Annotated in this window: 19 protein-coding genes; 11 read left to right on the top strand and 8 right to left on the bottom strand. The window is 71.1% G+C overall.

The window, feature by feature from the left end; translation table 11 throughout:
* Positions 1-39: 39 nt before the first annotated feature.
* From LY41_RS22145 to LY41_RS22130, 4 genes are all read right to left on the bottom strand, one after another.
* On the bottom strand, positions 40-441 hold the full coding sequence (locus tag LY41_RS22145) for a hypothetical protein (protein WP_253866245.1): 402 nt from the start codon (positions 439-441) through the stop codon (positions 40-42).
* 227 nt (positions 442-668) lie between these two features.
* Positions 669-2,108, bottom strand: coding sequence for a hypothetical protein (locus tag LY41_RS22140; protein ID WP_253866244.1), 1,440 nt, complete (start codon positions 2,106-2,108; stop codon positions 669-671).
* A gap of 409 nt (positions 2,109-2,517) precedes the next feature.
* Entirely contained in the window at positions 2,518-2,832 is a 315-nt protein-coding gene (locus LY41_RS22135) for a hypothetical protein (protein WP_253866243.1), read from the bottom strand.
* Positions 2,833-2,981: 149 nt separating this feature from the next.
* Positions 2,982-3,326 carry a chorismate mutase gene (locus LY41_RS22130; protein ID WP_253866242.1) on the bottom strand — a complete coding sequence of 115 codons (345 nt, stop codon included), beginning with the start codon at positions 3,324-3,326 and terminating at the stop codon, positions 2,982-2,984.
* A 220-nt stretch (positions 3,327-3,546) separates the two neighbouring features.
* Between LY41_RS22130 and pcrA the strand changes: the two genes are divergently transcribed.
* Complete coding sequence (gene pcrA, locus LY41_RS22125; protein WP_253866241.1) at positions 3,547-6,003, top strand: DNA helicase PcrA; 2,457 nt, start codon at positions 3,547-3,549, stop codon at positions 6,001-6,003.
* 835 nt (positions 6,004-6,838) lie between these two features.
* Here the strand turns inward: pcrA and LY41_RS22120 are convergent.
* Positions 6,839-7,561 carry a M23 family metallopeptidase gene (locus LY41_RS22120; protein WP_253866447.1) on the bottom strand — a complete coding sequence of 241 codons (723 nt, stop codon included), beginning with the start codon at positions 7,559-7,561 and terminating at the stop codon, positions 6,839-6,841.
* Between the two features lie 789 nt (positions 7,562-8,350).
* Between LY41_RS22120 and LY41_RS22115 the strand changes: the two genes are divergently transcribed.
* From LY41_RS22115 to purH, 7 genes are all read left to right on the top strand, one after another.
* Entirely contained in the window at positions 8,351-10,234 is a 1,884-nt protein-coding gene (locus LY41_RS22115) for a hypothetical protein (RefSeq protein WP_253866240.1), read from the top strand.
* Positions 10,235-10,499: 265 nt separating this feature from the next.
* A complete protein-coding gene (gene sucC / locus LY41_RS22110) occupies positions 10,500-11,666 on the top strand; it encodes an ADP-forming succinate--CoA ligase subunit beta (RefSeq protein WP_253866239.1) in 1,167 nt (388 codons plus the stop codon).
* A 5-nt stretch (positions 11,667-11,671) separates the two neighbouring features.
* On the top strand, positions 11,672-12,559 hold the full coding sequence (gene sucD / locus LY41_RS22105) for a succinate--CoA ligase subunit alpha (protein ID WP_253866237.1): 888 nt from the start codon (positions 11,672-11,674) through the stop codon (positions 12,557-12,559).
* A gap of 472 nt (positions 12,560-13,031) precedes the next feature.
* Positions 13,032-13,793, top strand: coding sequence for a DUF5336 domain-containing protein (locus LY41_RS22100; RefSeq protein ID WP_308292294.1), 762 nt, complete (start codon positions 13,032-13,034; stop codon positions 13,791-13,793).
* A gap of 220 nt (positions 13,794-14,013) precedes the next feature.
* Positions 14,014-15,855 (top strand): cell division protein PerM, encoded by a 1,842-nt coding sequence (locus tag LY41_RS22095; protein WP_253866235.1) that lies wholly within the window; start codon positions 14,014-14,016, stop codon positions 15,853-15,855.
* A 124-nt stretch (positions 15,856-15,979) separates the two neighbouring features.
* Positions 15,980-16,597 (top strand): phosphoribosylglycinamide formyltransferase, encoded by a 618-nt coding sequence (gene purN, locus LY41_RS22090; RefSeq protein WP_253866234.1) that lies wholly within the window; start codon positions 15,980-15,982, stop codon positions 16,595-16,597.
* Positions 16,594-18,165, top strand: coding sequence for a bifunctional phosphoribosylaminoimidazolecarboxamide formyltransferase/IMP cyclohydrolase (purH, locus tag LY41_RS22085; protein ID WP_253866233.1), 1,572 nt, complete (start codon positions 16,594-16,596; stop codon positions 18,163-18,165). Before purN ends, purH begins: the two co-directional genes overlap by 4 nt.
* A gap of 220 nt (positions 18,166-18,385) precedes the next feature.
* Here purH and LY41_RS22080 read toward each other — a convergent pair whose 3' ends face one another.
* The 3 genes from LY41_RS22080 to LY41_RS22070 all read right to left on the bottom strand — a co-directional run bounded on the left by LY41_RS22080 (position 18,386) and on the right by LY41_RS22070 (position 20,682).
* Positions 18,386-18,895 (bottom strand): STAS domain-containing protein, encoded by a 510-nt coding sequence (locus LY41_RS22080; protein WP_253866232.1) that lies wholly within the window; start codon positions 18,893-18,895, stop codon positions 18,386-18,388.
* Between the two features lie 233 nt (positions 18,896-19,128).
* Complete coding sequence (locus LY41_RS22075) at positions 19,129-19,887, bottom strand: GAF and ANTAR domain-containing protein (protein ID WP_253866230.1); 759 nt, start codon at positions 19,885-19,887, stop codon at positions 19,129-19,131.
* Between the two features lie 57 nt (positions 19,888-19,944).
* Complete coding sequence (locus LY41_RS22070) at positions 19,945-20,682, bottom strand: ANTAR domain-containing protein (protein ID WP_253866228.1); 738 nt, start codon at positions 20,680-20,682, stop codon at positions 19,945-19,947.
* A 380-nt stretch (positions 20,683-21,062) separates the two neighbouring features.
* Here LY41_RS22070 and imuA' point away from each other — a divergent pair, with 380 nt between their 5' ends.
* From imuA' to LY41_RS22055, 3 genes are read left to right on the top strand one after another with little or no spacing between them, the layout of a single operon-like run.
* On the top strand, positions 21,063-21,932 hold the full coding sequence (gene imuA', locus LY41_RS22065; protein ID WP_253866227.1) for a DnaE2-dependent mutagenesis accessory factor ImuA': 870 nt from the start codon (positions 21,063-21,065) through the stop codon (positions 21,930-21,932).
* Positions 21,929-23,590 (top strand): DNA polymerase Y family protein, encoded by a 1,662-nt coding sequence (locus tag LY41_RS22060; protein ID WP_443678878.1) that lies wholly within the window; start codon positions 21,929-21,931, stop codon positions 23,588-23,590. Before imuA' ends, LY41_RS22060 begins: the two co-directional genes overlap by 4 nt.
* Positions 23,590-23,727 carry a hypothetical protein gene (locus LY41_RS22055; RefSeq protein WP_253866225.1) on the top strand — a complete coding sequence of 46 codons (138 nt, stop codon included), beginning with the start codon at positions 23,590-23,592 and terminating at the stop codon, positions 23,725-23,727. The genes LY41_RS22060 and LY41_RS22055 overlap by 1 nt, the downstream gene beginning before the upstream one ends.
* Positions 23,728-23,730 lie beyond the last annotated feature (3 nt).

Raw genomic sequence — 23,730 nt, 5'->3', positions numbered from 1 at the left:
AGTACGGCTGGTCGCTCCGACCAGAAGGACGCTCAGGGATCAGAAAGGTTGTGTCACCGAGACGAATGACACCGACTCCGGTGTCGCTGCTGTGGGTAGCGATGCGGCCGTGGTGGCGGTGGCGGCGGTAGCGGTGGCGGCGGTGTCGTCCTCGCCGGTGACGACCGCGGCGGCGACGATGGAGGCGACGACCATCAGCGTCGCCACGATGAGCGCGATCAGCTTCGCGCGGCGTGCGACGGGGTGTTCCGGTTCCGGATCCGCTATCGCGGGCTCGGGTTCACTGCGGGCCCGCACGCTGGGCGGGGGCAGGTACCGGCCGGGTTCGGCGAGAGCCTCGCGCAGATAGGCGTCGTCGACGAGGTCGTCGGCCAGGATCTCCCGGTCGATGACGTCCTCGACGGCGACGCAGTCGTCGCTCGCGTGTCGGCGCTCGTGCACAGTTCGGTCCTGTCTGCTCCGTCTCGTGGCTCGGTTCGTGCGGACCCCTGCCAACCAGGTAACCGGCTGTTGCCGTCGATCACCAGGCCGTGTCGGTGGAGGGTTGTGCCCGCACGACGAGCGGTCATCGTCATCACTCGGTTAGAGCAATCCACGACCGTTCGGCGCATGCACGTGCATCGGAATGTGCAGGAAATGTGGTGCTGAGGTGGGGATTTTCGCCGTGATCACGCCCCGTCGGAGGAAATCTTCTCGGCGTGGTCGAACGTCAGCCGACGGGTCTGCCGGGCCGTGCTGCCGTCCTCGTAGGTCACCCGGACGGTGTTGTCCGTGACGCCCTCGTACTGGTCGATTGCGATGTGCTCGACCTCGAAGTAGGCGATGTCGGCGTACGCGCGCTCGAGTCCCTCGGCACCCTGGCGCCGCAGCTCGCCGCTGGTCAGTTCGTGCGCGGCCTGCGGGTCCTCGGTCACCCGGTCGAGGAACGCCTGCGCCCGCTGTGCCATGGCCTCCGTGTCGTGCGGCCTGCCGAAGTAGACCTGGGAGGCCGTCGACGTCGGAGCCGGTGTGGGCGGGGGTTTCGACGGTGCCGTCGACGTCGGTGCCGATTCGGACGGTGCGCTGCCGGGCGGGTTCGTGTCCGGCGGCGCGGAGTCGGAGGGCTGCGCGGGCTGCCCGGGCCGGGGTTCGCCGTCGCGCATCGGATCCGCGGGTGCCCCGTCCTCCCGGGTGGCGGACGGGCCGGCGGAGTCCGTCGACGTGGCCGAGGTCGCCGAGGTCGCCGAGGTCGAGGAAGCGCCGGGATCCGGCCTGCCGCCACGGTCGTCACGTTCTTCGGGCAGCAGCGGTGCGACGGCGCCGTTCCGGTCGGGCCAGCCGTCGACCGAGGCGGACTCCTCGCCGCCGGGGCCGACCAGCAGTGTGCCCGCCACCAGCAGCGCCACGACGACCGCGCCGGACGACAGGCTCGCGAACCACGCCGCTCGGCGCCACGTCGACGGCGGGGTGACCGAGGCCGGCACCGACCCCAGGTCGAACGTGCCGAGCCCGTGGACGGGCCGCACGTTCGCCTCGGTGTCGTCGGCCTCGGTGTCGGCGGCGGCGTCGAGCTCCGGCTCGGCGGCGGGCTCGGGAGCGGCCGACGCCGCCGTCGGTGCCGGCAGGCCGGGTGCGGTCGCCGTGGCTGCGTCGGGATCCGCGGCCGCCGACAGCGCGATCCGCTGCCTGCGGACGGGGGCCTGCCGGGCGTCGTGCGTTCGCTGCGCGGGTGGTTCGCCCGCAGCGGGAGGTTCGGGGTGCGGCCGTGAGTTCGGCGTCCCCCGAGGCGGAGGTGCGGGTACGGCTGCCATCGGCGTGGTGCCTTCGGCCGGCGTAGTGCCTTCGGCCGGTGAGGCGCCTGGAGTCGGTGAGGCGCCTCGAGCGGGGGTCGCCGGCAGCGTGCCCGAGACCGCCCCGACGGCCCGGTCGTTCCGGGCGCCGTCGTCGCGGGCGTGACGGCCACGGATGTCGCTGCCGTGGATGTCGCTGTCGTGGATGCCACTGTCGCGCGTGGCCTGGTCGTCGCGGGCGTGACGACCGCGGGCGTGGTGGCCGCCCGGCGTGGGGCGGTCCGCGGCGGTCCGGGTCGAGCTGAAGAAGTCGAACGTCTCGTGCGAGCCGGCGGTCATGTGATGCGGACCCCGTTTCGCGGAGCTTCTGACGCCGGGGGTGTCCCGTTTCGTCCGAACGGAGCAGCGTTACCGCACGAACTGGCACCGTCACCGCGAGAACTGGCACCGTCACCGCGCAAACTGGCACCGTCACCGGCGGTGACACGGGTGGAGACGCGGGCAGTCACGCAGGCGCTGACGCGCGCCGTGACGTGGCCGGTGTCGCCGGGGCGGACGGCGCGCGGCGCACGCGCAGCTGCACGACCGCATGCACGTGCGTCACACGTTGTAGCGCGCACGGTGCCCCTCGAAACCCTCACTTGCACAAGGGTAGGAGCTTCAGGCGTTTCCGGCTGGAGTTGAAACCGTTGGTGCACGGATATCACTCCACCGGGCGCACCCCGGTTTCGTTGCGTAAGCGACTACGTCAGTTGCCGGAGCGGTACTTCGTCCGGGTGGACTGCAACGCCTTCGTCGCGACGGCTCCGCTGCCCGCGGCGAGCAGAATCGCCACGACGTCGAGGAACGAATTGCCGAAGGTCAGCAGGAGAGCCAGCAGCGATGCGCCCGTCGTGCCGCCCGCGACGGGCCAGCGGCTGCGCACGTACTCGGCAACCGGGCCGCCGCCCGCCCGCTTGGCCGCCGCGCTGTTGAGCAGTGCCAGGTAACCGGTGTGGCCGAGCGCCACGAGGACGCTCGCGAGAGCGGCCACGACGGCGATCAGGTGGATGATCGTTTCCATGTGTCCAGTGTGCCCGAACGAGGTGGCATGGCGGTGGGCGGAAGAGAATCGGCGCTACCGTGGGTAGGGCGCACCGGCGGTGCCGGGCAGCGGCGAGGGCCGGGTCGGTGCTGGCCGGGTCGGCGAGGGCGGGGTCGGCGAGGGCCGGGTCACTGCCCCAGTCGTCCGCGGCCGAGGTTCAGCAGGGCGAGCGCGAGCTGCCTGCCCTCGGGGCCGAGTTCGCGGTACCGGGCGAGTACGTCCATCTCGCGGTTGTAGACGATGCGCGGGCCGCCCGCCGCCATCCGCGCGGCACCGATCGTCCGCGAAACCTCGGCACGGCGCTTGACCAGGCGCAGGATCTCGGCGTCGAGCCAGTCGATCTCCTGGCGCAGGTCGTCGATCGTCGGCTCGCCCTCGGCGGCCTGCGCGTCGGCGGACGGCGCCTCGGTGGACTGCGCTTCGGTGGTCGGCGCCTCGGTGGCCTGCGAATCGTCGTGAGTCTGGGCGTTCATGTGACCCTCCGGTCGTGTCGGCGTGGGCCCGGACCCGGACCCCGAGCCGACGAAAGCCCCGGGTCCGAGGACTCCGGGGCTTGAGGTGATGGCTGGGTCAGCACGCGATCACGGGAGCCGGAGTCCGGATCCCGTAGAAAAATCGGCACGTCGCGTCGACCACGGCGTGAGTATGGCACATTCCGGCGCTGTCGGGGGTGCGAGGTAGCGTGAAGTCACAATGAGCACCCTCTTCGATCTTCCCCCGGACCAGGGCTCCCACACCGAGCTGACCGGCGACCTGAACCCGTCGCAGCGCGCCGCCGTGGAGCATGCGGGCGCGCCGTTGCTGGTGGTTGCCGGTGCCGGCTCCGGCAAGACCCGGGTGCTCACGCGCAGGATCGCGTACCTGCTGGCCGCGCGCGGGGCGCATCCCGGGCAGATCATGGCGATCACGTTCACCAACAAGGCCGCCGCCGAGATGCGCGAGCGGGTGAGTGAGCTGGTCGGCCGCCGGTCCGGCGCGATGTGGGTGTCGACGTTCCACTCGATGTGTGTGCGGGTGCTGCGGCGCGAGGCGAAGACCCTCGAGATGTCGTCGAACTTCTCCATCTACGATGCCGACGACGCGCGCAGGCTGCTCACCCTGGTCGCCCGGGATCTGGACCTGGATGCGAAGCGGTACCAGCCGCGGGCGCTGGGCGCGCACATCTCGAACCTGAAGAACGAGCTGATCGATTCCGAGTCCGCGGGTTCGCACGCGACCAACGACTTCGAGCGCAGGGCCGCCGAGGTCTACGTCGAGTACCAGCGCAGGCTCTCGCAGGCCAATGCGATGGACTTCGACGACCTGATCATGCGCACGGTCGAGCTGTTCCAGGTGTTTCCCGACGTCGCCGAGTACTACCGCCGTCGTTTCCGGCACGTGCTGGTCGACGAGTACCAGGACACCAACCACGCGCAGTACACGCTGGTGCGTGAGCTCGTGGGCACGGAGCCGACCGAATCCGGTGTCGAACCGGCCGAGCTGTGTGTCGTCGGCGACGCCGACCAGTCGATCTACGCCTTCCGTGGCGCGACGATCCGCAACATCGAGGAGTTCGAACGGGACTTCCCGAGTGCCCGCACGATCCTGCTCGAGCAGAACTACCGGTCGACGCAGACGATCCTGTCCGCGGCCAATTCGGTCATCTCGCGCAACCCGAACCGCAGGGACAAGCGCCTGTGGACGTCCGAGGGCGACGGCGAGAAGGTCGTCGGCTACGTCGCCGACAACGAGCACGACGAGGCCGCGTTCGTCGCGGGCGAGATCGACGCCCTGGTCGACCAGGGTGCGGCGCAGTACTCCGATATCGCGGTGTTCTACCGCACCAACAACCAGTCGCGGGTGTTCGAGGAGATCTTCATTCGCCTCGGGCTGCCGTACCGCGTGGTCGGCGGGGTGCGGTTCTACGAGCGCAAGGAGATCCGCGATGTGCTGGCGTACCTGCGGGTGCTGGCGAATCCGGACGACACCGTCAGCCTGCGGCGGATCCTGAACGTGCCCAAACGCGGCATCGGCGACCGGGCGGAGGCGTGCGTGGCCACGCACGCCGAGCGGGAGCGGATCTCGTTCGTCTCGGCGCTGCGGGACGCGGTCGCCGACAAGGTTCCGATGCTCAACCCGCGCTCGCGCAAGGCGATCACGGCGTTCGTCGAGCTGCTGGACGGGTTCTACGAGCTGGTCGACTCCGGCACCGAGATCGCCGACATTCTCGAGGCGGTACTCGACCGCACAGGCTATCGCGCCGAACTGGACTCCTCCAACGATCCGCAGGACGCCTCGCGGCTGGAGAACCTCGACGAGCTCGTCACGGTGGCACGCGAGTTCACCGAGTCGGCCGCCGAGGCCGCCGCGCTCGCCCCGGAGCCGGACACGGATGAGGAACCGGACACGGATGAGGAACCGGACGTGCCGACGCCGGAGCCGGGGTCGTTGCCCGCGTTCCTCGAGCGGGTGTCGCTGGTCGCCGACGCGGATTCGATCCCCGAGTCCGACGGCGGCGATGAGGCCGACGAGGCCGACGAGGACGACGACGCGGGGGTGGTCACGCTGATGACCGTGCACACCGCGAAGGGCCTCGAATACCCGGTCGTGTTCGGTACCGGCTGGGAGGACGGTGTCTTCCCGCACCTGCGCGCGCTCGGTGAACCGAAAGAGCTGGCCGAGGAGCGCAGGCTCGCGTACGTCGCGATCACGCGGGCGCGCGAGCGCTTGTACGTCTCCCGCGCGCTCGTCCGGACGCAGTGGGGCCAGCCCTCGGCCAACCCGGCGTCGCGGTTCCTCGACGAGATCCCTGCCGAGCTGCTCGACTGGCGGCGTGAGGCTCCGTCGTCGGGAGGATCGTCCGGAGGTGGTTCGCCGCGGGCCGCGACGACGTGGGGCGGACGCCCGGGAACCGGGTCGGATTCGGCGCAGTCGCAGCTTGCCTCCGGTGGCATGCGCACCACGGGATTTAAGGGCACGCGCGGCGATTGGAAGGACACGATCGCGCTCAAGCTCGACGCCGGTGACCGCGTGAACCACGACAAGTACGGACTCGGCACGGTCGTGTCGACGGAAGGGACCGGTCCGCGCGCGACGGCGACCATCGACTTCGGTGGGGCCGGCACGGTACGGCTGATGCTGATCGGCAGCGTGCCGATGGTGAAGCTGTAGGCCGAGGTGCCGGCGCCGCGGCACTGTGGGCTGCGGCACTGTGGATCGCGGCACTGTGGGCTGCGGTATCGCGGGCTGCGGGTCGGCGGTCTGCGGCACCGTGGTTGGTGGCCTGCGGTCGGTGGCTGTGGCTGGGGCTGGGGCTGGGGGACGGCCCGGTGGTGACCGTGGCCGCGAAGGCTTCCGCATTCGATCGTCTGTTCGGGTGACAGTGAACCACCTGCCCTGATTTTGTCACCCCCTCGCGATATCCTTCATCTCGAACACGGGTTCGGAGCTGTTCGGAGATGGGGGATGGCGAGTGTGGACCGCGCAGGGAGCGCCGAGGCGCAGACGGTGGAACGGTCGAGTACTGAGGGGTCGAGTGCTGGTGGATCGGGAGCCTCGCCGCGCGGCGTCGTGGCGGCGAGTGCTCGGTCGGGTGCGTGCCCGGGTGAGCGCGGCACGTCCGTGTGGCGACGGCTACGAGCGCGCGGTCGGCCTCGGCACCGGAGTCGTCGCCGGGGCGGGCCGGGGCGACAGCACGAGGCCGGCCCCGAAGGGTGGTTCCTGGCGGTCCGGGCGGGGGTCCTCGAGGCGCTGGGCGGATTGTCCACGCAGGCTGCGGCTCGGTGTGGTCGACGGGTTCCGGAGGTCGATCGACTGGTCGCGGCGTGGAAGCTGCTCCTGCGCCTGCACGAGCGCACCGGCGACGGCGGTTGCCGTGTGTGCGGACCCCGTCACGACCGCAGGTTGTGCACCGTCTGGCAGGTCGCCGTCGGGTACTTCCTGCGCAGACTGCCCGTCGAATCCCGGGCCGAGCGGCGCAGGGTGTGGTGACTCCGAGGGGTGGCGGTCAGCCGACGTGGATGCCGTGCTCGGCGAGCCACGTCGTCGGGTTGAGCTTCTGGCCGTCGTCGGAGGCCCAGACCTCGAAGTGCAGGTGCGGACCGGTCGACTGGCCCTCGTTGCCCATCAGCGCGATCTGGTCGCCGGCCTTGACCCGCTGGCCCTCGTGGACCGAGTAGCTGGAGATGTGGCCGTAGACGGTGACGGTGCCGTCGTCGCGCTGCACCTTCACCCACTGGCCGAAACCACTGGCGGGGCCCGCTTCGATGACCGTGCCGTCGACGGCGGAGACGATCGGGGTACCGATCGAGTTGGCGAGGTCGATGCCGTAGTGGGTCGTTCCCCACCGGGCGCCGAAGCCCGAGGTGAAGATGCCCTCGGTCGGCTTGACCACCTTGGGGCGGGCGGCCTCGATGGCGGCGAGGCGGCGGGCCTCGGCCTCGGCGGCCAGGCGCTCGTCGGTGACCTCGGCGCTCCGGTTCAGCTTCTGAACCTCGGCCGTGGCCGCGGCCTTGTCGTTCGTGTCCTGCACCTGGAGCAGCTGCGGGGCGGCGACCGGGGCGTCGCCTCCCATTCCCATGGCCGCACTCGCGTCATGAGAGTTCGCCAGCGGCGTCACATCCGTGCTGGTGTCCACGGAACCGGACTGAGCTTCGTTGGAGGACGTGTTTTGCAGGGTCTGCCCCGCCGCCGCGGCGGCGAACGCGCCGGCGGCGACGGCCGCGACCATCACACGACCACGCAGAGCGGAGGACGGCGCGGGCAGCCGATGGGCGCCACGCGTGCGAACGAACGACTCGTCGTCCATTCCGTCCAGCGCGTCGTCAAGCGCAGGCGAGGTGGCTTGGCCGCTATGAGAGCGGTGTCGAGCCAAGGCAGGGGCCTTCCGTTACTCGGGGGAGTCAGTTCGCGAACGCCGGGCGGGGGAACCCGGTGGACGACCTCGGGGGTGATCGCCCTGATGGCGGCATCCGCCTCTCGGGGAGGCGGAACCACCACGTGTTCGTGATCTGACCGTAATGGGGACTGCGGGACAGTAACCAAGGGCCGCCTGGAGGGGCAAGACCCCCAACGTGTCCATCGGCCGTACGGGGGTGATCGGCGCGTGCTCGTCGAGTGCGATCACGCAAGGTACAGCGACGATTCGGCTACTCGTGTGATTTGGATTACACCTGGGCAACCGGTGGTCCGAACATCCCGTTTCGCGGCATTCCGAGATGCTGGTGGTGATACCGATGGGTCACCGGTGTGATGGGGGCGTGATGCCCGTCGTTGTTGCGATGCCGGTTGTTGCGATGCCGGTTGTTGGGCGTCGTGATGTCGGTCAGGTCGGCTGTCGGTGCCGGCCGTTGCTAGCGTCGGCGCCGATGACGGTCTCCCGGTCCTCCGCCGCGCGGTGTCTCAGTGATACCGCGATGTCTGCCACCCTGTCGGCGCCGCGACGGCAGGACGTGCGGCGGCAGGACGTGCGGCGGCAGGACGTGCGGCGGCAGGACGTGCGGCGGCAGGAGTCGTGGCGGTGAGTCCGCGACCAGGTCGGGATGCCGGGACGCGGCGCGAGTTCCGTGCGAGTGGTGCCGCGTCGGCGTTGCCTGCGGCCTTCGCGGTGTCGGTGCTGGCGTTCCTGTTGCTGACCACGGGTGCACTGCTGCCCGTCGTCGACGGCGGGCAGCGTGGCCTGGCAGCGGGCCCGGTGCTCCTGGTGGTGCTCGCGGGGCTGCCGCTCGTGGTGGCCGGGGCGTGTGTGGTGCGGGGCGGAACCGTCGCCGCCGCCGGGGTCCTGGCCGGTGTCGCCGCGCTCGCGCCGGGGCGGGCCGTGCTGGATCTGCAGTTCGCCGCCGGCCCGTCGCGGGCGGTGCGTCCCGAGCTGTATCTGCCGTCGGATCTGTACGCCCATTCCCCGGCGGCAGGGCTGTGGTTGCTCGTCGCCGGGCACGCGGCGACCGGCGTGGCCGGCGTGCTGGCCCTGCGCTCCCGTGCGGGCGGCGGGGACGGTGCCGTGGCCACCGAGACCGGTGAGCCGGGCAGGCGGCTCGCGCTGGCCGTGTCGGCGGCCGTGGTCGCCGCGATCGGTCTGGTGATGCAGCCGTTCACCTCGGCCGATGTGTATCTGCTCGCGCAGAACGCGTTCGAAGGGCCGGTCGTCGCGATGGCCGGCTATCTCCTGGTGGCCGCGGCGCTGCCGGTGACGGCGGCGATCGCCGCCTCGTCGGGAGACACGGACCTGATGCGGGGCTGTCTGCTCGGCGCGGCGGCCGGTGGTGCGGCACTCGCCCTGCCAGCCGTGGTGGCGGCGCTCGGCATCGGAACGCTGGGTCTGTCCCCCGGGCCGGTCGTGACGCTCGCCGGTCTGGCGGTGCTCGTGCTCGCGGCACTGGTGCGGATGCCGGTGGTCGGCGCCGAGGTGGGCGCGGTCGGGGTGCGGTTGCCGGGCAGCTCGCGGCTGCGGGCCGCCACGGGCGTGCTCGCACTCGCCGCAGGCGGGTGCGCCGTGATCGGCGCATTGACGCCGCAGCTCGAGACCCAGGGGCAGGTCGCGGCGCCGGAGAGTCCGGCCCGGTGGTCGTTGCTGGCGGCCGGGCTCGTGGTCGGGGTGCTGGGGGCGGCGCTGGCCCTGCCGCGGGCCGCGGTTCTCGTCCGGCCGGTGCTGTCCGTGGCCTGGGTCGCCGTGTTCGTCGCCGGGACGGCCGTGCTGGACACCGCGGTCACTGCGACGGGCTCGGCGGGCGGTGTCGCCTCGTCCGGACCCGGTGTCGTCTGGACGTGGGTGGCGATGGTCGGCGCCGCCGTGGCGGCCTGCTCGTCCGTGGTCGCCGGGGCCGTCGAACGTGACGACCTCGACGACAGCGACGGTCTCGACCGCAGCGACGACAACAGCGGCCACGACAACAGCGGCAACCGCGACAACAGCGGCAACCGCGACAACAGCGACGACCTCGACGACGGCGACGGGTCCGGCACCGCCGCGGCGGGGGTCCCGCGGACACCGGTGGTGCTGCTCGGCGCACTGGCCGTTGCCGGTGTCCTGGCGATCGTGGCGTTCGGCCTGCCCGTGTTCACCGCGCCCGACTACGTGGCCGCGGGGCTCTGGGCGCGGTTCGGCACGCCGTCGTGGGGTCTGCTCGCCGGGGCGGTCGTGGTCCTCGGTGCCCTGGCACTGGTTCCCCGGAGCAGGCCGACCCGTGCGGTCGGCCTGCTGTGCGGCGTGGGTGTGGTGCTGGCTCTGCATGCGGCGTCGTTCCCGCTGAGCCGTGGGGAGATCGCGGGCGTGAGCGTGGGCCCGGGGTTCTGGTTCGCGTTCGCGGCGGTCCTCGCGGTGCTGGTGGCCGCGACGGCGGCGGCGCTGGCGCGGTCGCCGCGGGAGAATGCGGACTCCCCGGTTCTCGGCCGGAAACGGCATTGACGCGGCGATTCCCGCACAGAATGTCGACCTACTCTTCGGTAGCCGATCGGCAATAGATGCTGAATGGTTTCAGTAGACGGCGATCTGTGCCACATTCCCCAGCTCAGCGGCGGTTCGGTGACCGAGTTCACCCGAGGTGGCCGCGGCGTGTCGAGAACGGATCGATAGGGTCGTTACGTCCGGCAGCACGGTTTGTAAAGCCAGCGTTCCGCAAACCGTTGGCCGTGCAGGCCAGAGTGGCGTGTGTCGTCAGGAGACTGAAGTAGTGGACCTCTACGAATATCAGGCGAAGGATCTCTTCGCCGCCCACGGCGTGCCGGTACTGCCCGGCGCCGTGGCGAGCACCCCGGAAGAAGCGCAGGCCGCTGCCGAGAAGATCGGTGGGCAGGTCGTCGTCAAATCGCAGGTCAAGGCCGGTGGACGCGGCAAGGCGGGCGGCGTCAAGCTGGCCGAGAGTGCTGCGGAGGCGAAAGAGAAGGCCGAGGCCATCCTCGGTCTGGACATCAAGGGTCACATCACGCGACGGGTGTTGGTGACCGCGGCGTCGGACATCTCCGAGGAGTACTACTTCTCGTTCCTGCTCGACCGCGCCAACCGCACCTTCCTCGCCATGGCCTCGGCCGAAGGTGGCGTGGAGATCGAACAGCTCGCCGTCGAGCGCCCCGACGCGCTCGCGCGAGTGGCCATCGACCCGATCGAAGGCGTCGACAAGGCGAAGGCCCTCGACATCCTCACGCGGGGCAAGTTCCCCGAGGAGGTCAAGGACGAGGCCGCGGACGTCGTCGTGAAGCTGTGGGAGACCTTCGTGGCCGAGGACGCCACGCTGGTCGAGATCAACCCGCTGGTGCGCGACCCGCAGGACAAGATCGTCGCCCTCGACGGCAAGGTGACCCTCGACGGGAACGCCGACTTCCGGCACCCGGCCCACGAGGAGCTCGTCGACAAGGCGGCCGAGGACCCGCTCGAGGCCAAGGCCAAGGCGAAGGACCTCAACTACGTCAAGCTCGACGGCCAGGTCGGCATCATCGGTAACGGTGCCGGTCTCGTCATGTCGACGCTGGACGTCGTCGCCTACGCGGGCGAGAACCACGGCGGCGTGAAGCCGGCGAACTTCCTCGACATCGGTGGCGGTGCGTCGGCCGAGGTCATGGCTGCCGGCCTGGACGTCATCCTCGGTGACTCCGACGTCACGAGCGTGTTCGTCAACGTCTTCGGTGGCATCACGGCCTGCGACGCGGTCGCCAGCGGCATCGTCGAGGCGCTGAAGATCCTGGGCGACGACGCGACCAAGCCCCTCGTCGTGCGCCTGGACGGCAACAACGTCGAGGAAGGCCGCCGCATCCTCAACGAGGCCAACCACCCGCTGGTCACGCAGGTGGACACCATGGACAACGCGGCGGACAAGGCCGCCGAGCTGGCGGCAGGAGCGTAAGAGACATGTCGATCTTCCTCGATTCCAGCAGCAAAGTCATCGTCCAGGGCATCACCGGGTCCGAGGGCACCAAGCACGCGACCAAGATGATCGCCGCGGGCACGAACATCGTCGGTGGTGTCAACGCTCGCAAGGCAGGCCAGACCGTCACGATCGCCGACAAGGAGCTGGGCGTGTTCGGCTCCGTCGGCGAGGCGATGAAGGAGACGGGCGCCGACGTCAGCGTCATCTTCGTGCCGCCGAAGTTCGCCAAGGACGCCGTCATCGAGGCCATCGATGCCGAGATCGGCCTGGCCGTCGTCATCACCGAGGGCATCCCGGTGCACGACGCGGCCTACTTCTGGGCGCACGCCAACGCGAAGGGCAACAAGACCCGCATCATCGGCCCGAACTGCCCGGGCATCATCTCGCCGTCGCAGTCCAACGCGGGCATCATCCCGGCGGACATCACCGGCCCCGGCAGGATCGGCCTGGTGTCGAAGTCCGGCACGCTGACGTACCAGATGATGTACGAGCTGCGTGACATCGGCTTCTCCACCAGCATCGGTATCGGCGGTGACCCGATCATCGGCACCACGCACATCGACGCGCTCGAGGCGTTCCAGGCCGACCCGGAGACCGACGTCATCGTGATGATCGGTGAAATCGGTGGTGACGCCGAGGAGCGTGCGGCCGAGTACGTCAAGGCCAACGTCACGAAGCCGGTCGTCGGCTACGTCGCCGGCTTCACCGCGCCCGAGGGCAAGACGATGGGCCACGCCGGCGCCATCGTGTCGGGCTCCGCGGGTACGGCGCAGGCGAAGAAGGAAGCGCTCGAGGCCGCGGGCGTGAAGGTCGGCAAGACGCCGACCGAGACCGCCGACCTGGCGCGGGAGCTGTACAAGGCCCTGTGAGCCACACGGCTCCGGGCTCCACGGCTCCGAGTTCCGGAATACACACAACGAGGGACCGGGCACTTTTGTGCTCGGTCCCTCGTTGTATCTGGGGGATCCGGTGTGTTCGGGCGATCCGGTGCACCGGATCGCGCGGTGCACCTCCGGCCGGAGTGCGCACGGCAACGCCGTTGTCGGTCAGTCGGCCTCGGGGTGAAACCGGTCGGGCGCATCATCCGTCTAACGGCAGAGGTCTCAGGTCGGTGCGCTAACGTCCGTGCTGTGGCCGTCGGCATGGCGCGGCCGCGTATCCCGGGTCAGGCACGGCAGGTGAGACCGATCCGCCGTGCCCGCGAGCAGAATCACGACAGGAGAACAACGGATGAGCTTCCCGAGCGGTGGCCCCGGCACGGGTGGATTCCCCGGTCAGGGCCCGCAGCAGCCGCAACAACAGTTCCCGGGGCCGCCTGCGCCGCCAGCCGGCGGCGGAGGCATGAAGATCAGCCTGCCGCAGATTCTCTTCCTTGCGACGGCCGGCCTCGGCCTGCTGAACCTGTTCCTGGGCTTCGCGAGTGTTCTCTCGTTGGAGGATACCCAGTTTTCGGTCTTTGGTGGACAGAGCAGTGTCGGCTTCTACCAGTTGGGCCTCGCCTTCGCGTGGTTGCCGATGGCGTTCCTTCTGAGTGGTTTGGCGGCTCTGATGGCCGTCATCCCGGGCGAGCACAAGCCTGGACCATGGCCGGCGATCTTTGCGCTGGGTGTGCTGCTGCCGTTCCTTCTCACCTCGTTCGCGACCGAATTGTCGTACGGCCTCGGCGCGATCATGATCTTGATCTTCGGCATCGTGCAGACGCTGGTGGCGATCGCGGCGTACCTGTTCGACGAGAACATCATCAAGCCGCCGCAGTCGCAGCCGCAGCCCGCAGGCCAGTTCGGTCAGCAGCCCGGCCAATTCGGCCAGCCCGGCCAGTTCGGCCAGCCCGGTCAGGGCGGATTCGGGCAGCCGGGGCCGCAGTCCGGGGCCTTCCCGCAGCATGGCCAGCCGGGTCAACCGGGCCAGCCGCCGGGCCAGCTCGGTGAGCCGCCGCAGCCGGTGAACAACCCGCACCAGCAGCCGACGGCGTACGCCTCGCAGCAGGGGCAGTTCTTCCAGCCGCACGAGAGCGGCCAGTCCGGTCAGCAGCCGGGCCAGCAGGGCCAGCCCGGGCAGCAGCAGGGCCAGCCCGGCCAGCAGGGCCCGCCGCAGGGGAGCTGACTCCGCGCGGCTTCTCCCGCTCGACGAACGCCCACGGCCGGACACCGGTCGTGGGCGTTCGTCGTCGCTGTGGTCGTCAGTTGCCGTGTTCGCCTGCTGCGTTCGCCGCCTGTGGTTGCCGTCCGTGTACGACCCGGTCGGGCGAACGTGATTCTCGTCAGGTCCTCCCGGCGGCGTGGCGCACGCTTGCGGGGCCGGGTCGTTTGCGATGGTCGAGAACATGAGCCCGCTCGCCTCGACCTTCCGTTCCGCGCATGCGGACGGCGAGCCGGTATCCCGTTCCACCTGGGTACGGGCGCTGGCGATGGCCGCGCTGGCGCCGATCGTCACCGGTTTGCTGGCCACGTCGGCGTTGCTGACGCTGATCCTCGCGATCGCCACGTCGTCGCATTTCTCGACCGGTGCGGTCCTGTCGGCAACGGGGCCGGTGTGGCTCGCCGCCTACCAGGTGCCGCTGGAGATCGACGGACTGCCGCTCGGAGTGCTGCCGTTGCTGCCGACGCTGTTGGTGTGCGTGCTGATCGCGCGGGCGGCGTCCGGGGCGGCTCAGCGGCTGGGGTGTTCCACCCCGGATCGCGCGCCGTTGCTGATCGGTGTCGTGGCCGGTGCGCATGCCGTGGTGGGCGGTGTCGCCGCGCTGCTGGTCGGCGACGCCTTCATCACCGTCGATCTGCTGACGGCCCTGTTCGTGCCCGCGCTGGTGTCGGGCCTCGCGGCGGCCGCAGGCGTCGCGAAACCGTGTGGTCTGACGACGGCGGTGCGCCGCTACCTCGACCCGCTCGCCGTGGCCGGACTGCGCGCGGGTGCGCTGGGACTGGCGGGGCTGGTCGCTGCGGGCGGGGTGACGTTGCTGTTGGCCACGGCACTGTCGACGTCGACGATCGCAGCCCTGTTCGCAGAGTTGGCGCCGGGCGCGGGCAGTGCGACGGGACTGTGGCTGCTGTCGCTGGGTTACGTGCCGAATGCAGTGGTGCTGGCGATGGGCTTCGCGACCGGGCCCGGAATGCAGTTCGGCGGGGTCGAGGTCGGGCCGCTGTCGTTCACCGGGGGAGAGGTGCCGCCGTTCCCGCTGCTCGGTGCGCTGCCGGACGAACAGGCGCTGTGGTGGCCTGCGCTGATGCTGTTGCCCGCGGCGGTGGGTGCGGGTATCGGCTGGTGGCTGCGGACATGCCATGAGGACCCGGTGGCACGGTTGCGGACCGTCGGTGTCGCCGGCGCGCTGGTCGGTTTCGGCACGGTGCTGGCAGGCTTCCTCTCGGGTGGGCAGCTCGCGGCGGGGCCGTTCGACCCGGTGGGTATTCCGCTGGGATTCGTCTCGATCGCGGCCTTCCTGTGGATCGCGGTTCCCGGCGCGCTCGTCGCCTGGTTCGCGGGCCCGCGGCCGACGTCTGCGTCCGAGGCCGACGCCGACGGGGAGGAGGCCGACGAGGCCGACGCCGACGAGACCGACGCCGATGTCGATGGGGACGCCGACGGGGACGAGGCCGACGCCGACGGGGATGCGACCGCCGACGAGGACGCCGACACGGACGAGACCGGCGACCCCGTCGATCCGGACGCCGATCCTGACGACGAGACGGACCTCGACGACGCGGACACCGACGACGCGGACACCGGTGTCGAGGACGCCGACGAGGACACCGGTGTCGAGGACGCCGACGCCGATGGTGCCGGAGACACCACGGGCCGCGCGGCTGCCGACGCAGCAGCAGCCGAACCCGTCGAACCCGTCGAGCCGGACGAGCTCGACGACGAGCGCGACGTCCCGGACCACGTCGACGACTCGGGATCCGCCGCCGTGGCGGAGCGCCGCACAGATTCCGACGCCCCCGACGCCCCCGACAGCCCCGATGCCCTCGACAGCCCCGACCTCGAGGACTCCGACAGTCCCGCCGACTCCGACGACGGCCCGGCAGCCTCCGGCCCCGACGACGGCCCGGCAGCCTCCGAAGAATCCGCCGATTCCGAAGACGACACCCCTGCAGCCTCCGGCGATCGCGACGGCCCCGGCTCCGGTCCCGGCACCGGTGGTTCGAGCGGCACGGGAGAGTCCAAGGTGTGATCGGCGCCGCCCCCGGCCGCGCCCTCGCCGCGGTGGCCGAACCCCCGGCGTTAGGCTGGCCCCGGCTCATGCGATGTGCGCCGTCGCGGGACAACCGGCGAGGAGAAGCGTTCTGGTTACCAGGTTGGAGTTGCCGGCACCGGCGAAACTGGTCGTTCTCGCCTCGGGGTCCGGCAGCCTGTTGCAGGCCGTGCTCGATGCGACAGCGGAACCGTCGTTCCCTGCCACCGTCGTGGCAGTGGGTACCGACCGCAGGGACGTCGAAGCCCTCGCGCGGGCCGAACGGTGCGGGATTCCGCAGTTCACGGTCCGCACCACCGATCATCCCGATCGCAGTGCGTGGGACGCGGCGCTGACCGGCGCCGTCGCCCCGTACGAGCCCGATCTGGTCGTGTCGGCCGGGTTCATGAAACTGCTCGGGCCGACGTTCCTGGAAACGTTCCCGAACCGCGTGATCAACACGCATCCGGCGCTGCTGCCCGCGTTCCCCGGTATGCACGCGGTCGCCGATGCGCTCGCACTGGGGGTCAAGGTCACGGGGTCGACGGTGCATTTCGTCGACACCGGCGTCGATACGGGGCCGATCATCGCGCAGGATCCGGTGGTCGTGGAGCCCGACGACGACGAGTCGAGCCTGCACGAGCGGATCAAGGTGACCGAGCGTCGCCTGCTCGTGGAGGTGATCGCGAAGCTGGCCCGTGCGGGGTGCACGGTGGACGGACGAAAGGTGAGGTTGTCGTGAGCGAGCAGACTCCTGGGGCCGGGCAGCGCCGGATTCGGCGTGCGCTGATCGGGGTGTCGGACAAGGCGGGCCTGCTCGAGCTCGGCACCGGCCTGCACGCCGCCGGGGTGGAGATCGTCTCGACCGGCGGTACGGCGAGGGTGCTCGCCGATGCGGGCGTGCCGGTGACGAAGGTCGAGGAGATCACCGGGTTCCCCGAGTCGTTCGACGGCCGCGTGAAGACGCTGCACCCGCGGGTGCACGCGGGCCTGCTGGCGGACCGGACCAGCGCCGAGCACGAATCGCAGCTGGAATCGCTCGACATCGCGCCGTTCGACCTGCTCGTGGTGAACCTGTACCCGTTCGAGCAGGCGGTGGCCTCGGGGGCGAGCCAGGAGGACTGCGTCGAGAACATCGACATCGGCGGTCCCGCGATGGTGCGCGCCGCGGCGAAGAACCACGGCAGCGTGGGCGTCGTCGTCGACCCGTCGAACTACGAGTGGGTGCTCGAGCGTGTGCGTGCGGGCGGGTTGACGCTGGGGGAGCGCAAGCGGTTGGCCGCGCGGGCGTACGCGCACACGGCGTCGTACGACACGGCCGTGGCGTCGTGGTTCGCGAATGCGTACGCGCCGGCGGACGAGTCCGGCTACGCCGACTTCGTGGGTGCCACGTGGGAGCGCGGCGACGTGCTCCGGTACGGCGAGAACCCGCACCAGTCGGCCGCGGTGTACCGGCGTTCCGGTGAGCCCGGCATCGCCCACGCCGAGCAGCTGCACGGCAAGGCCATGTCGTACAACAACTACGTCGATACCGACGCGGCCCGTCGCGCTGCCGCCGACTTCGATGAACCGGCCGTGGCGATCATCAAACATGCCAACCCGTGCGGCATCGCGCTGGGCGACGACATCGCCGAGGCGCACCGGGGCGCGCACGCGTGCGATCCGGTGTCGGCGTTCGGCGGCGTGATCGCGGCGAACCGTCCGGTGTCGCTGCCGATGGCCGAGCAGGTCGCGGACGTGTTCACCGAGGTCGTGCTCGCCCCGGCGTTCGACGACGACGCGCTCGAGGTGCTGACCCGGAAGAAGAACGTGCGCCTGCTGACGCTGCCCGCCCTGATGTCGGGTGCGGTCGAGCTGCGGCCCATCTCGGGCGGCATGTTGATGCAGAGCGCGGACCGGATCGACGCCGAGGGCGACGACCCGGCCGACTGGACCCTCGCGACAGGCACGGCCGCCGACGAACGGACCCTCGCCGACCTGCGGTTCGCGTGGCGGGCGATTCGCGCGGTGAAGTCGAACGCGATCCTGCTGGCCCACGACCGCGCCACGGTCGGTGTCGGCATGGGACAGGTCAACCGGGTCGACTCGTCGCGCCTGGCGGTGCAGCGTGCAGGCGAGCGGGCCCAGGGTTCGGTCGCCGCGTCGGACGCGTTCTTCCCGTTCCCCGACGGCCTGCAGGTGCTGCTGGACGCCGGCGTGCGCGCGGTCGTGCAGCCCGGCGGTTCGGTGCGGGACGCCGAGGTCGTCGCCGCAGCCGAGGCCGCGGGCGTCACGCTGTACCTCACGGGCACGCGCCACTTCGCGCACTGATCCGTTCCCCTCGTCCGCCCCGGTGCCGCGTGTCGGCGCCGGGGCGGACGTGTGTCGCGCCGCTGTCGGCGCCGCGGTGATCCTGCCGTTCTACGCGGTGCTGTGCCTGCTGGCGATTCCGCTCGTGTTCCTGAGCACGCGGCTGCTGCTCGTCACCGGCTGCTGCTCATCACCGGCGACTGTCGTCGTTGCGGGTCGAGGCGCCCGCTCGAATGGGCGGTCACCTGGTTGACAGGCCGGGCCGGTGCGGTTGCGTCGAAAGGACGGGCGTCGAAAAGCCGGGTTCGGCAGCGGCGTTCCTCCCCGCGCCCGCCAGGCGGGCGGCGCTCGTGACGTCCGGTGCCGTCAGTAGGACGTCGTCCAGCGCGACCAGGTCGAGTACTCGTCGCAGCGCGACGCTCGGCGCGACGAGGCGCAGCGATCCGCCCGTGGCGTCGGTGTGGTGGTGCAGCGTGACGAACAGGTTCAGCCCGGCGGTGCCGCAGAAGGTCATCCGCGCGACGTCCAGCACCACATGGTTGCCCGTCGTGACACCCGGCGAGAGTCCGTCGGCGAGCGAGGGCGTGGTGGCGAGGTCGAGTTCCCCGTCGACGGTCGCCACCACGAGGTGACCGTGGGACCGGATGTCCCATCGCAGCAGCGAATCGCCCGGGACGTCACCGGCAACGTCCCAGGACGAGTGCAGTGGTCGGTTGCGGGCACGCTGGGGAAACGAAGATGATGCACACATGCCGGAACCCTTCGGGGAGGTGCGATACCACCGGGGTCCGGGGTGGTGAGATGGCAGGTACGCAGCGTCTGGGTACCCGAAGCGAATCTAGCAGAAGTGGCCGCTCGGCAACATGAGTGCGATACCCGACGATGCGCCGGGTCGTCGGGGCAGCTGCGGGGCTACGGACGGCTGTGGGGCTACGGACGGCTGTGGGGCTACGGACGGCTGTGGGGCTACGAGCGGCTGCGGGGCTACGAGCGGCTGTGGTCCCGGTCCCGGTCCCGGGCGTCGGCGACGGCGTCGGTGACGTCGAGCGTGCCCGCGATGATCTCGCCGGCCACCTCGGCAAGGCGCTGGTTGCGACTGCGAGCGTGGCGGCGCATCGCGGTGAACGCCTGATCCGGGGTCACGGAATAACGTTCGGCGAGGACACCTTTGGCCTGTTCGATGGTGACGCGGCTGTTCAGCGCGGTCTGCAACTGCTCGGTGACCATCTCCTGGTGGCGTACCGCCCGCTCGGAGAGCAGGCCGATGGTGGCCACGTCGACCAGCGCCTTGCCCAGCCTCGCGTCCGTCTCGTCGAGCCCGTTCGGATGGGTGCGGAACAGGTTCAGCGTGCCGATGACCTGGGTCCGCAGTTGCATCGGGATGGCATGCACGCCCGCGAACCCCAGCTCCGTCGCCATCGCCGAGAACCGGGGCCAGCGCCCCGCCACCTCGCTGACGTCGGGCAGGGTCACGACCTGGCCGCTGTGATAGCACTCCAGGCACGGGCCCTCTTCCTCCTGCAACTGGAACAGTTCCAGGAGCTGGGTCTGGCCGGTGGACGCGGCGACGAGCCGCAGCGAACCGCGCTCGTCGGCCAGCAGCAGCCCTGCCGTGTCGGCGTCGAGCAGTTCCACGCATCGCTCGGTCAACGTGTGCAGGAACTCGACCGTGTCGAAGCCGGCGACCAAGGTGTCCGCCAGCTCCACGAATGTGTCGGCCACTCGTTGTTCCCGCATTGCCATCTCTTCCACCTTACGGCGTCGTCCGGTGCAGTACACCCGGGTTGTCCTGCGCCGGGTTCATCCCGGAGTCTCGTCCGGTTCGGCCTCGGGCCGGAACCGGAGTCGGCGGGCCACCACGTCGGCGGCGACCTCGCTCAGCGGGGTGTCGCCGGTGAAAGCGTGGGCCCGCAGCCGCGCCAGCGCTTCGGCCATGCCGACTTCCAACTGCACCGCGATCATGCCGGTCGCCTGGTGCACCGCGTCCCGGCCGCGGGAGGTGTCGTCGATCGGATGGCGGTCGGGCTGCCGGCCCACCCCGGAGGAGCTGTCCAGCAACAGCTGCAACGCCAGATCGGCGAAGACCAGCGCGTTCGCGAGGTCCCCGGTCGCCAGCGGGCCCGTGGCGACGCGGTGGAGCTCGAACACACCCAGCTGGATCGTGCCCGTGTGCAAAGGGAACGCGAACACCGCGGCCACGTCACGTTCGCGGGCGGCCGCGGCGAACCCGGGCCAACGGGCAGCGGACGCGGCCAGATCGGGGACCAGCATCGGCGAGCCGAACGTGAACGCCGCGAGCCCCGGGCCTTCGCCGAGAGTGACCTGCAGCTCCTCCAGTTCGGCCGCCAGTTCCCCCGAGGCGGCGACCGGGGTGTGCATGCCGTGTCCGGTCATCGCCGTCATGCTCACCCCGTCGACGTCCAGTCGCGTCCGGGCAGCCCGGCACAACGCCGCGGGGGAGATCCGGCCGTCACCTTCACCGTCGTCGGCGGCGGCTGCGGCGACCCACGAGAACACCCGTGCCGTTCGCTCGCCCATCTGCCCATCCTGCCGCATCGTCGACGACACCGGCGGTGCCACGGTGTTTGTACCCGACGGCCGGGCCGGCAGCACGTGGGTCCGGAGACGGCCGGGGCGCTGCGACGCAGCCGTGTGACACGGCGCGGCAGCCGCTTGACAGGTTCTTCGAACTCGTGTTCTATGATGGGCGTCGAACAACGGTTCGATCATGCACGGTTCGATGTCGATGCTCGAGCGCTGGTACCGAGCTTCGGTACTCGGGTGTCGGCATCGGACGGAGCCGCCTTCCCCGCGGCTGAGTGGCATCAGGCGACAGAACATCAAGCGACGGAGAGGTATCGGTGCCCACGCCCTGCGGCGTGGGCCGGTTTCCCGGGTGTGCGGGGGAGGTGGCGGCGATGTCCGTACCGGAGGGGATGGGTTCCGCGAGCGGCGGGAGTGTCCGCGACACCGTGGCACGGCTGGCGTCGTTGCCCGGGGTGGGAACGGCGGACGAGATCGCGGCGATTCGGCGGGCGGTATCTCCCGCAGAGCCGCAGGGCCCGGCGGTGGCTTCCGGTGGTGCGGTGGATTCCACGGGCCCGGTGGACTCGGCAGGTGCGGTGGACTCGGCAGGTGCCGACGACAGGGTGCTGCCCGTGGCGTCCGCGTTGGCGGATCTGGTGCCGTGGGGCGGATTGCGCCGGGGCAGCACGGTCTCGGTGGGCGGGTCGACGTCGTTGCTGCTGGCGCTGTTGGCCGAGGCGACCGCCCGTGGGGCATGGGCGGCGGTGGTGGGGATGCCGAAACTCGGTGTCCTCGCGGCGCGTGAACTCGGGGTGGCGGTGCACCGGCTCGCGCTGATTCCCCGTCCCGGCGCGGATTCTCCCCGGGTGGCAGCGGCTCTGCTGGACGGGATCGACCTGGTGGTCGTTCCCGCGGACGGGGTAGGCGGCACCCGTGATCCGAACCTCGCCCGGCGGTTGTCGGCGCGGGCGAGGCACCGCGGTTCGGTGCTGCTGACGGCCGGTTCGTGGCCGGGGGCGGACGTCGAACTGCGCTGCGAGGCGGTGAACTGGTCGGGAGTCGACGGCGGTTACGGATATCTCGCGCAGCGTGAGGTCCTCGTCGAGACGGCGGGCCGGCGCGGTGCGGCGCGGCCGAAGCGCACCTCACTGCTGGTGCCGGGGCCGGACGGGGCGATCGCACGGGTCGAACCCGCCGGAACGCGCCGGTCGCCGCGGGAGCTGCGGGAGCTGCGGGAGCTGCGGGAGGTGCGGGCGGGATGAGCCTCTCTCCGAACACTCCCTCTCCGAAACCCCCGTCGCCCCAGTCATCGCAGACACCCCAGTCATCGCGGTCGCCGCGGCTGCTGGTGCTGTGGTGCCCGGACTGGCCGGTGGCGGCGGCCGCCGCGGAGGCGGGTCTCTCCGTGGCGGAACCGGCCGCGGTGCTGGCCGCGAACCGGATCGTGGCGTGCTCGGCGGTGGCGCGGGCAGCCGGGATCCGGCGTGGCATGCGGCGCAGAGAGGCGCAGTCCCGGTGTCCCGAGCTGGCCGTGTTCGCCGCCGATGCGGATCGCGACGCCCGGCTCTTCGACACCGTGGCGGCGGCGGTGGAGGAGCTGGTCGTCGGGGTGGAGGTCGTGCGCCCCGGCGTGGTGGCCGTACCGGTCGCGGGTGCGTCCCGCTACTTCGGCGGCGAACACCGGCTGCTGGAGCGGCTCGTCGACCACGTGTCGGTGCAGGCCGGTGCCGAATGTCAGGTGGGCGTCTCCGAAGGGCTGTTCGCCGCGACGCTGGCCGCTCACCGGGCACGGCCGGTGCCTGCGGGGACGGCCGCGGAGTTCCTGGCCCCGCTCGGGGTGCAGGAACTCGACCAGCCGGGCAGCGATCGTGGGGAACTGGTGGACCTGCTGCGGCGCTTGGGAATCCGCACGCTCGGCGCGTTCGCCCAGCTGACCGAACGGGACGTGCTCGCCCGGTTCGGCGCCGACGGAGTGCTGGCGCACCGGCTGGCGAGCGGCCGGGACGAACGGCCTCCCGGCAGGCGCCGTCCGGCGCCCGATCTCGCCGTGACGGAAACGTGCGACCCGCCGCTCGACCGGGTCGACGCGGCCGCGTTCCTGGCCCGGACCCTGGCGAGCCGGTTCCACGAAGGACTGGCCACCCGCGGTCTCGCCTGCACCAGGCTGGGCGTCCATGCCACGACCGAACACGGCGAGGAACTCGGCCGCAGCTGGCGTTGCGCGGAACCGCTCACCCCGGACGGCATCGCGGACCGGGTGCGGTGGCAGTTCGAGGGCTGGCTGACCCGTGGCCGCGGGCGCACGCCGACGTCCGGGGTGTCCGTGCTCCGGCTCGAACCGGAGGAGACCGTCGAAGGCAGCGCGCTGCAACTCGGACTGTGGGCGGGAGGTTCCGGCGCCGAACACACACCGGAAGCGGACAGGGCGGCTCGCGCGCTGGTGCACGTCCAGGGGCTGATCGGTCCCGAGGGAGTCTGCACCGCCGTGTTCGACGGCGGTCGCGGTCCCGCCGAACAGGTGCGGCTCGTGCCGTGGGGAGATCGCCGTACCCCGGCGGAAGGTCATGCCGCGCCGTGGCCGCAGCAACTGCCGAGCCCCTCGCCGGCGACCGTGTTCGACGAGCCACCTCCCGCCGTGGTCGCCGGGGAGGACGGGCAGCAGCTCGACGTCACCGATCGGCACCGGCTCACCGCGTGGCCGTGGACCGTCGAACTCGGCGACGGCGGGCCGTGCCGGGTGCGGAACTGGGCGGGCCCGTGGCCGGTCACGGCCCGCTGGTGGGTGCCCGGTGACCGGGGGCGCTGTGTCCGGCTGCAGGTCGTGCTCGAGTCCGGCCGGCAGCCGCAACCGGTCGCCGTGCTGTTGCGGTGGCAGGAACAGGGAAATCCGAAGTGGACAGTGGAAGGGGTGTACGACTGATGTACGACGAGTCGCTGCCGGGTGCCGCCGAAGGGAGTCCCGGCGAGGAGTACCCGGACCCGGCGTTCCTGCCGGATTCGTCGGCCCTGCTGCGACGGGAGATCCCCGAACCGAGACGATCGCCGGAAGGCGAATGAGCC

The sequence above is a fragment of the Prauserella halophila genome, from assembly GCF_024171895.1.
In the GTDB taxonomy this organism is placed as follows: Bacteria; Actinomycetota; Actinomycetes; order Mycobacteriales; family Pseudonocardiaceae; genus Prauserella; species Prauserella halophila.
The sequence above is the reverse complement of the archived record's forward strand: the minus strand, read 5'-3'. Positions and strand labels throughout refer to the sequence as shown.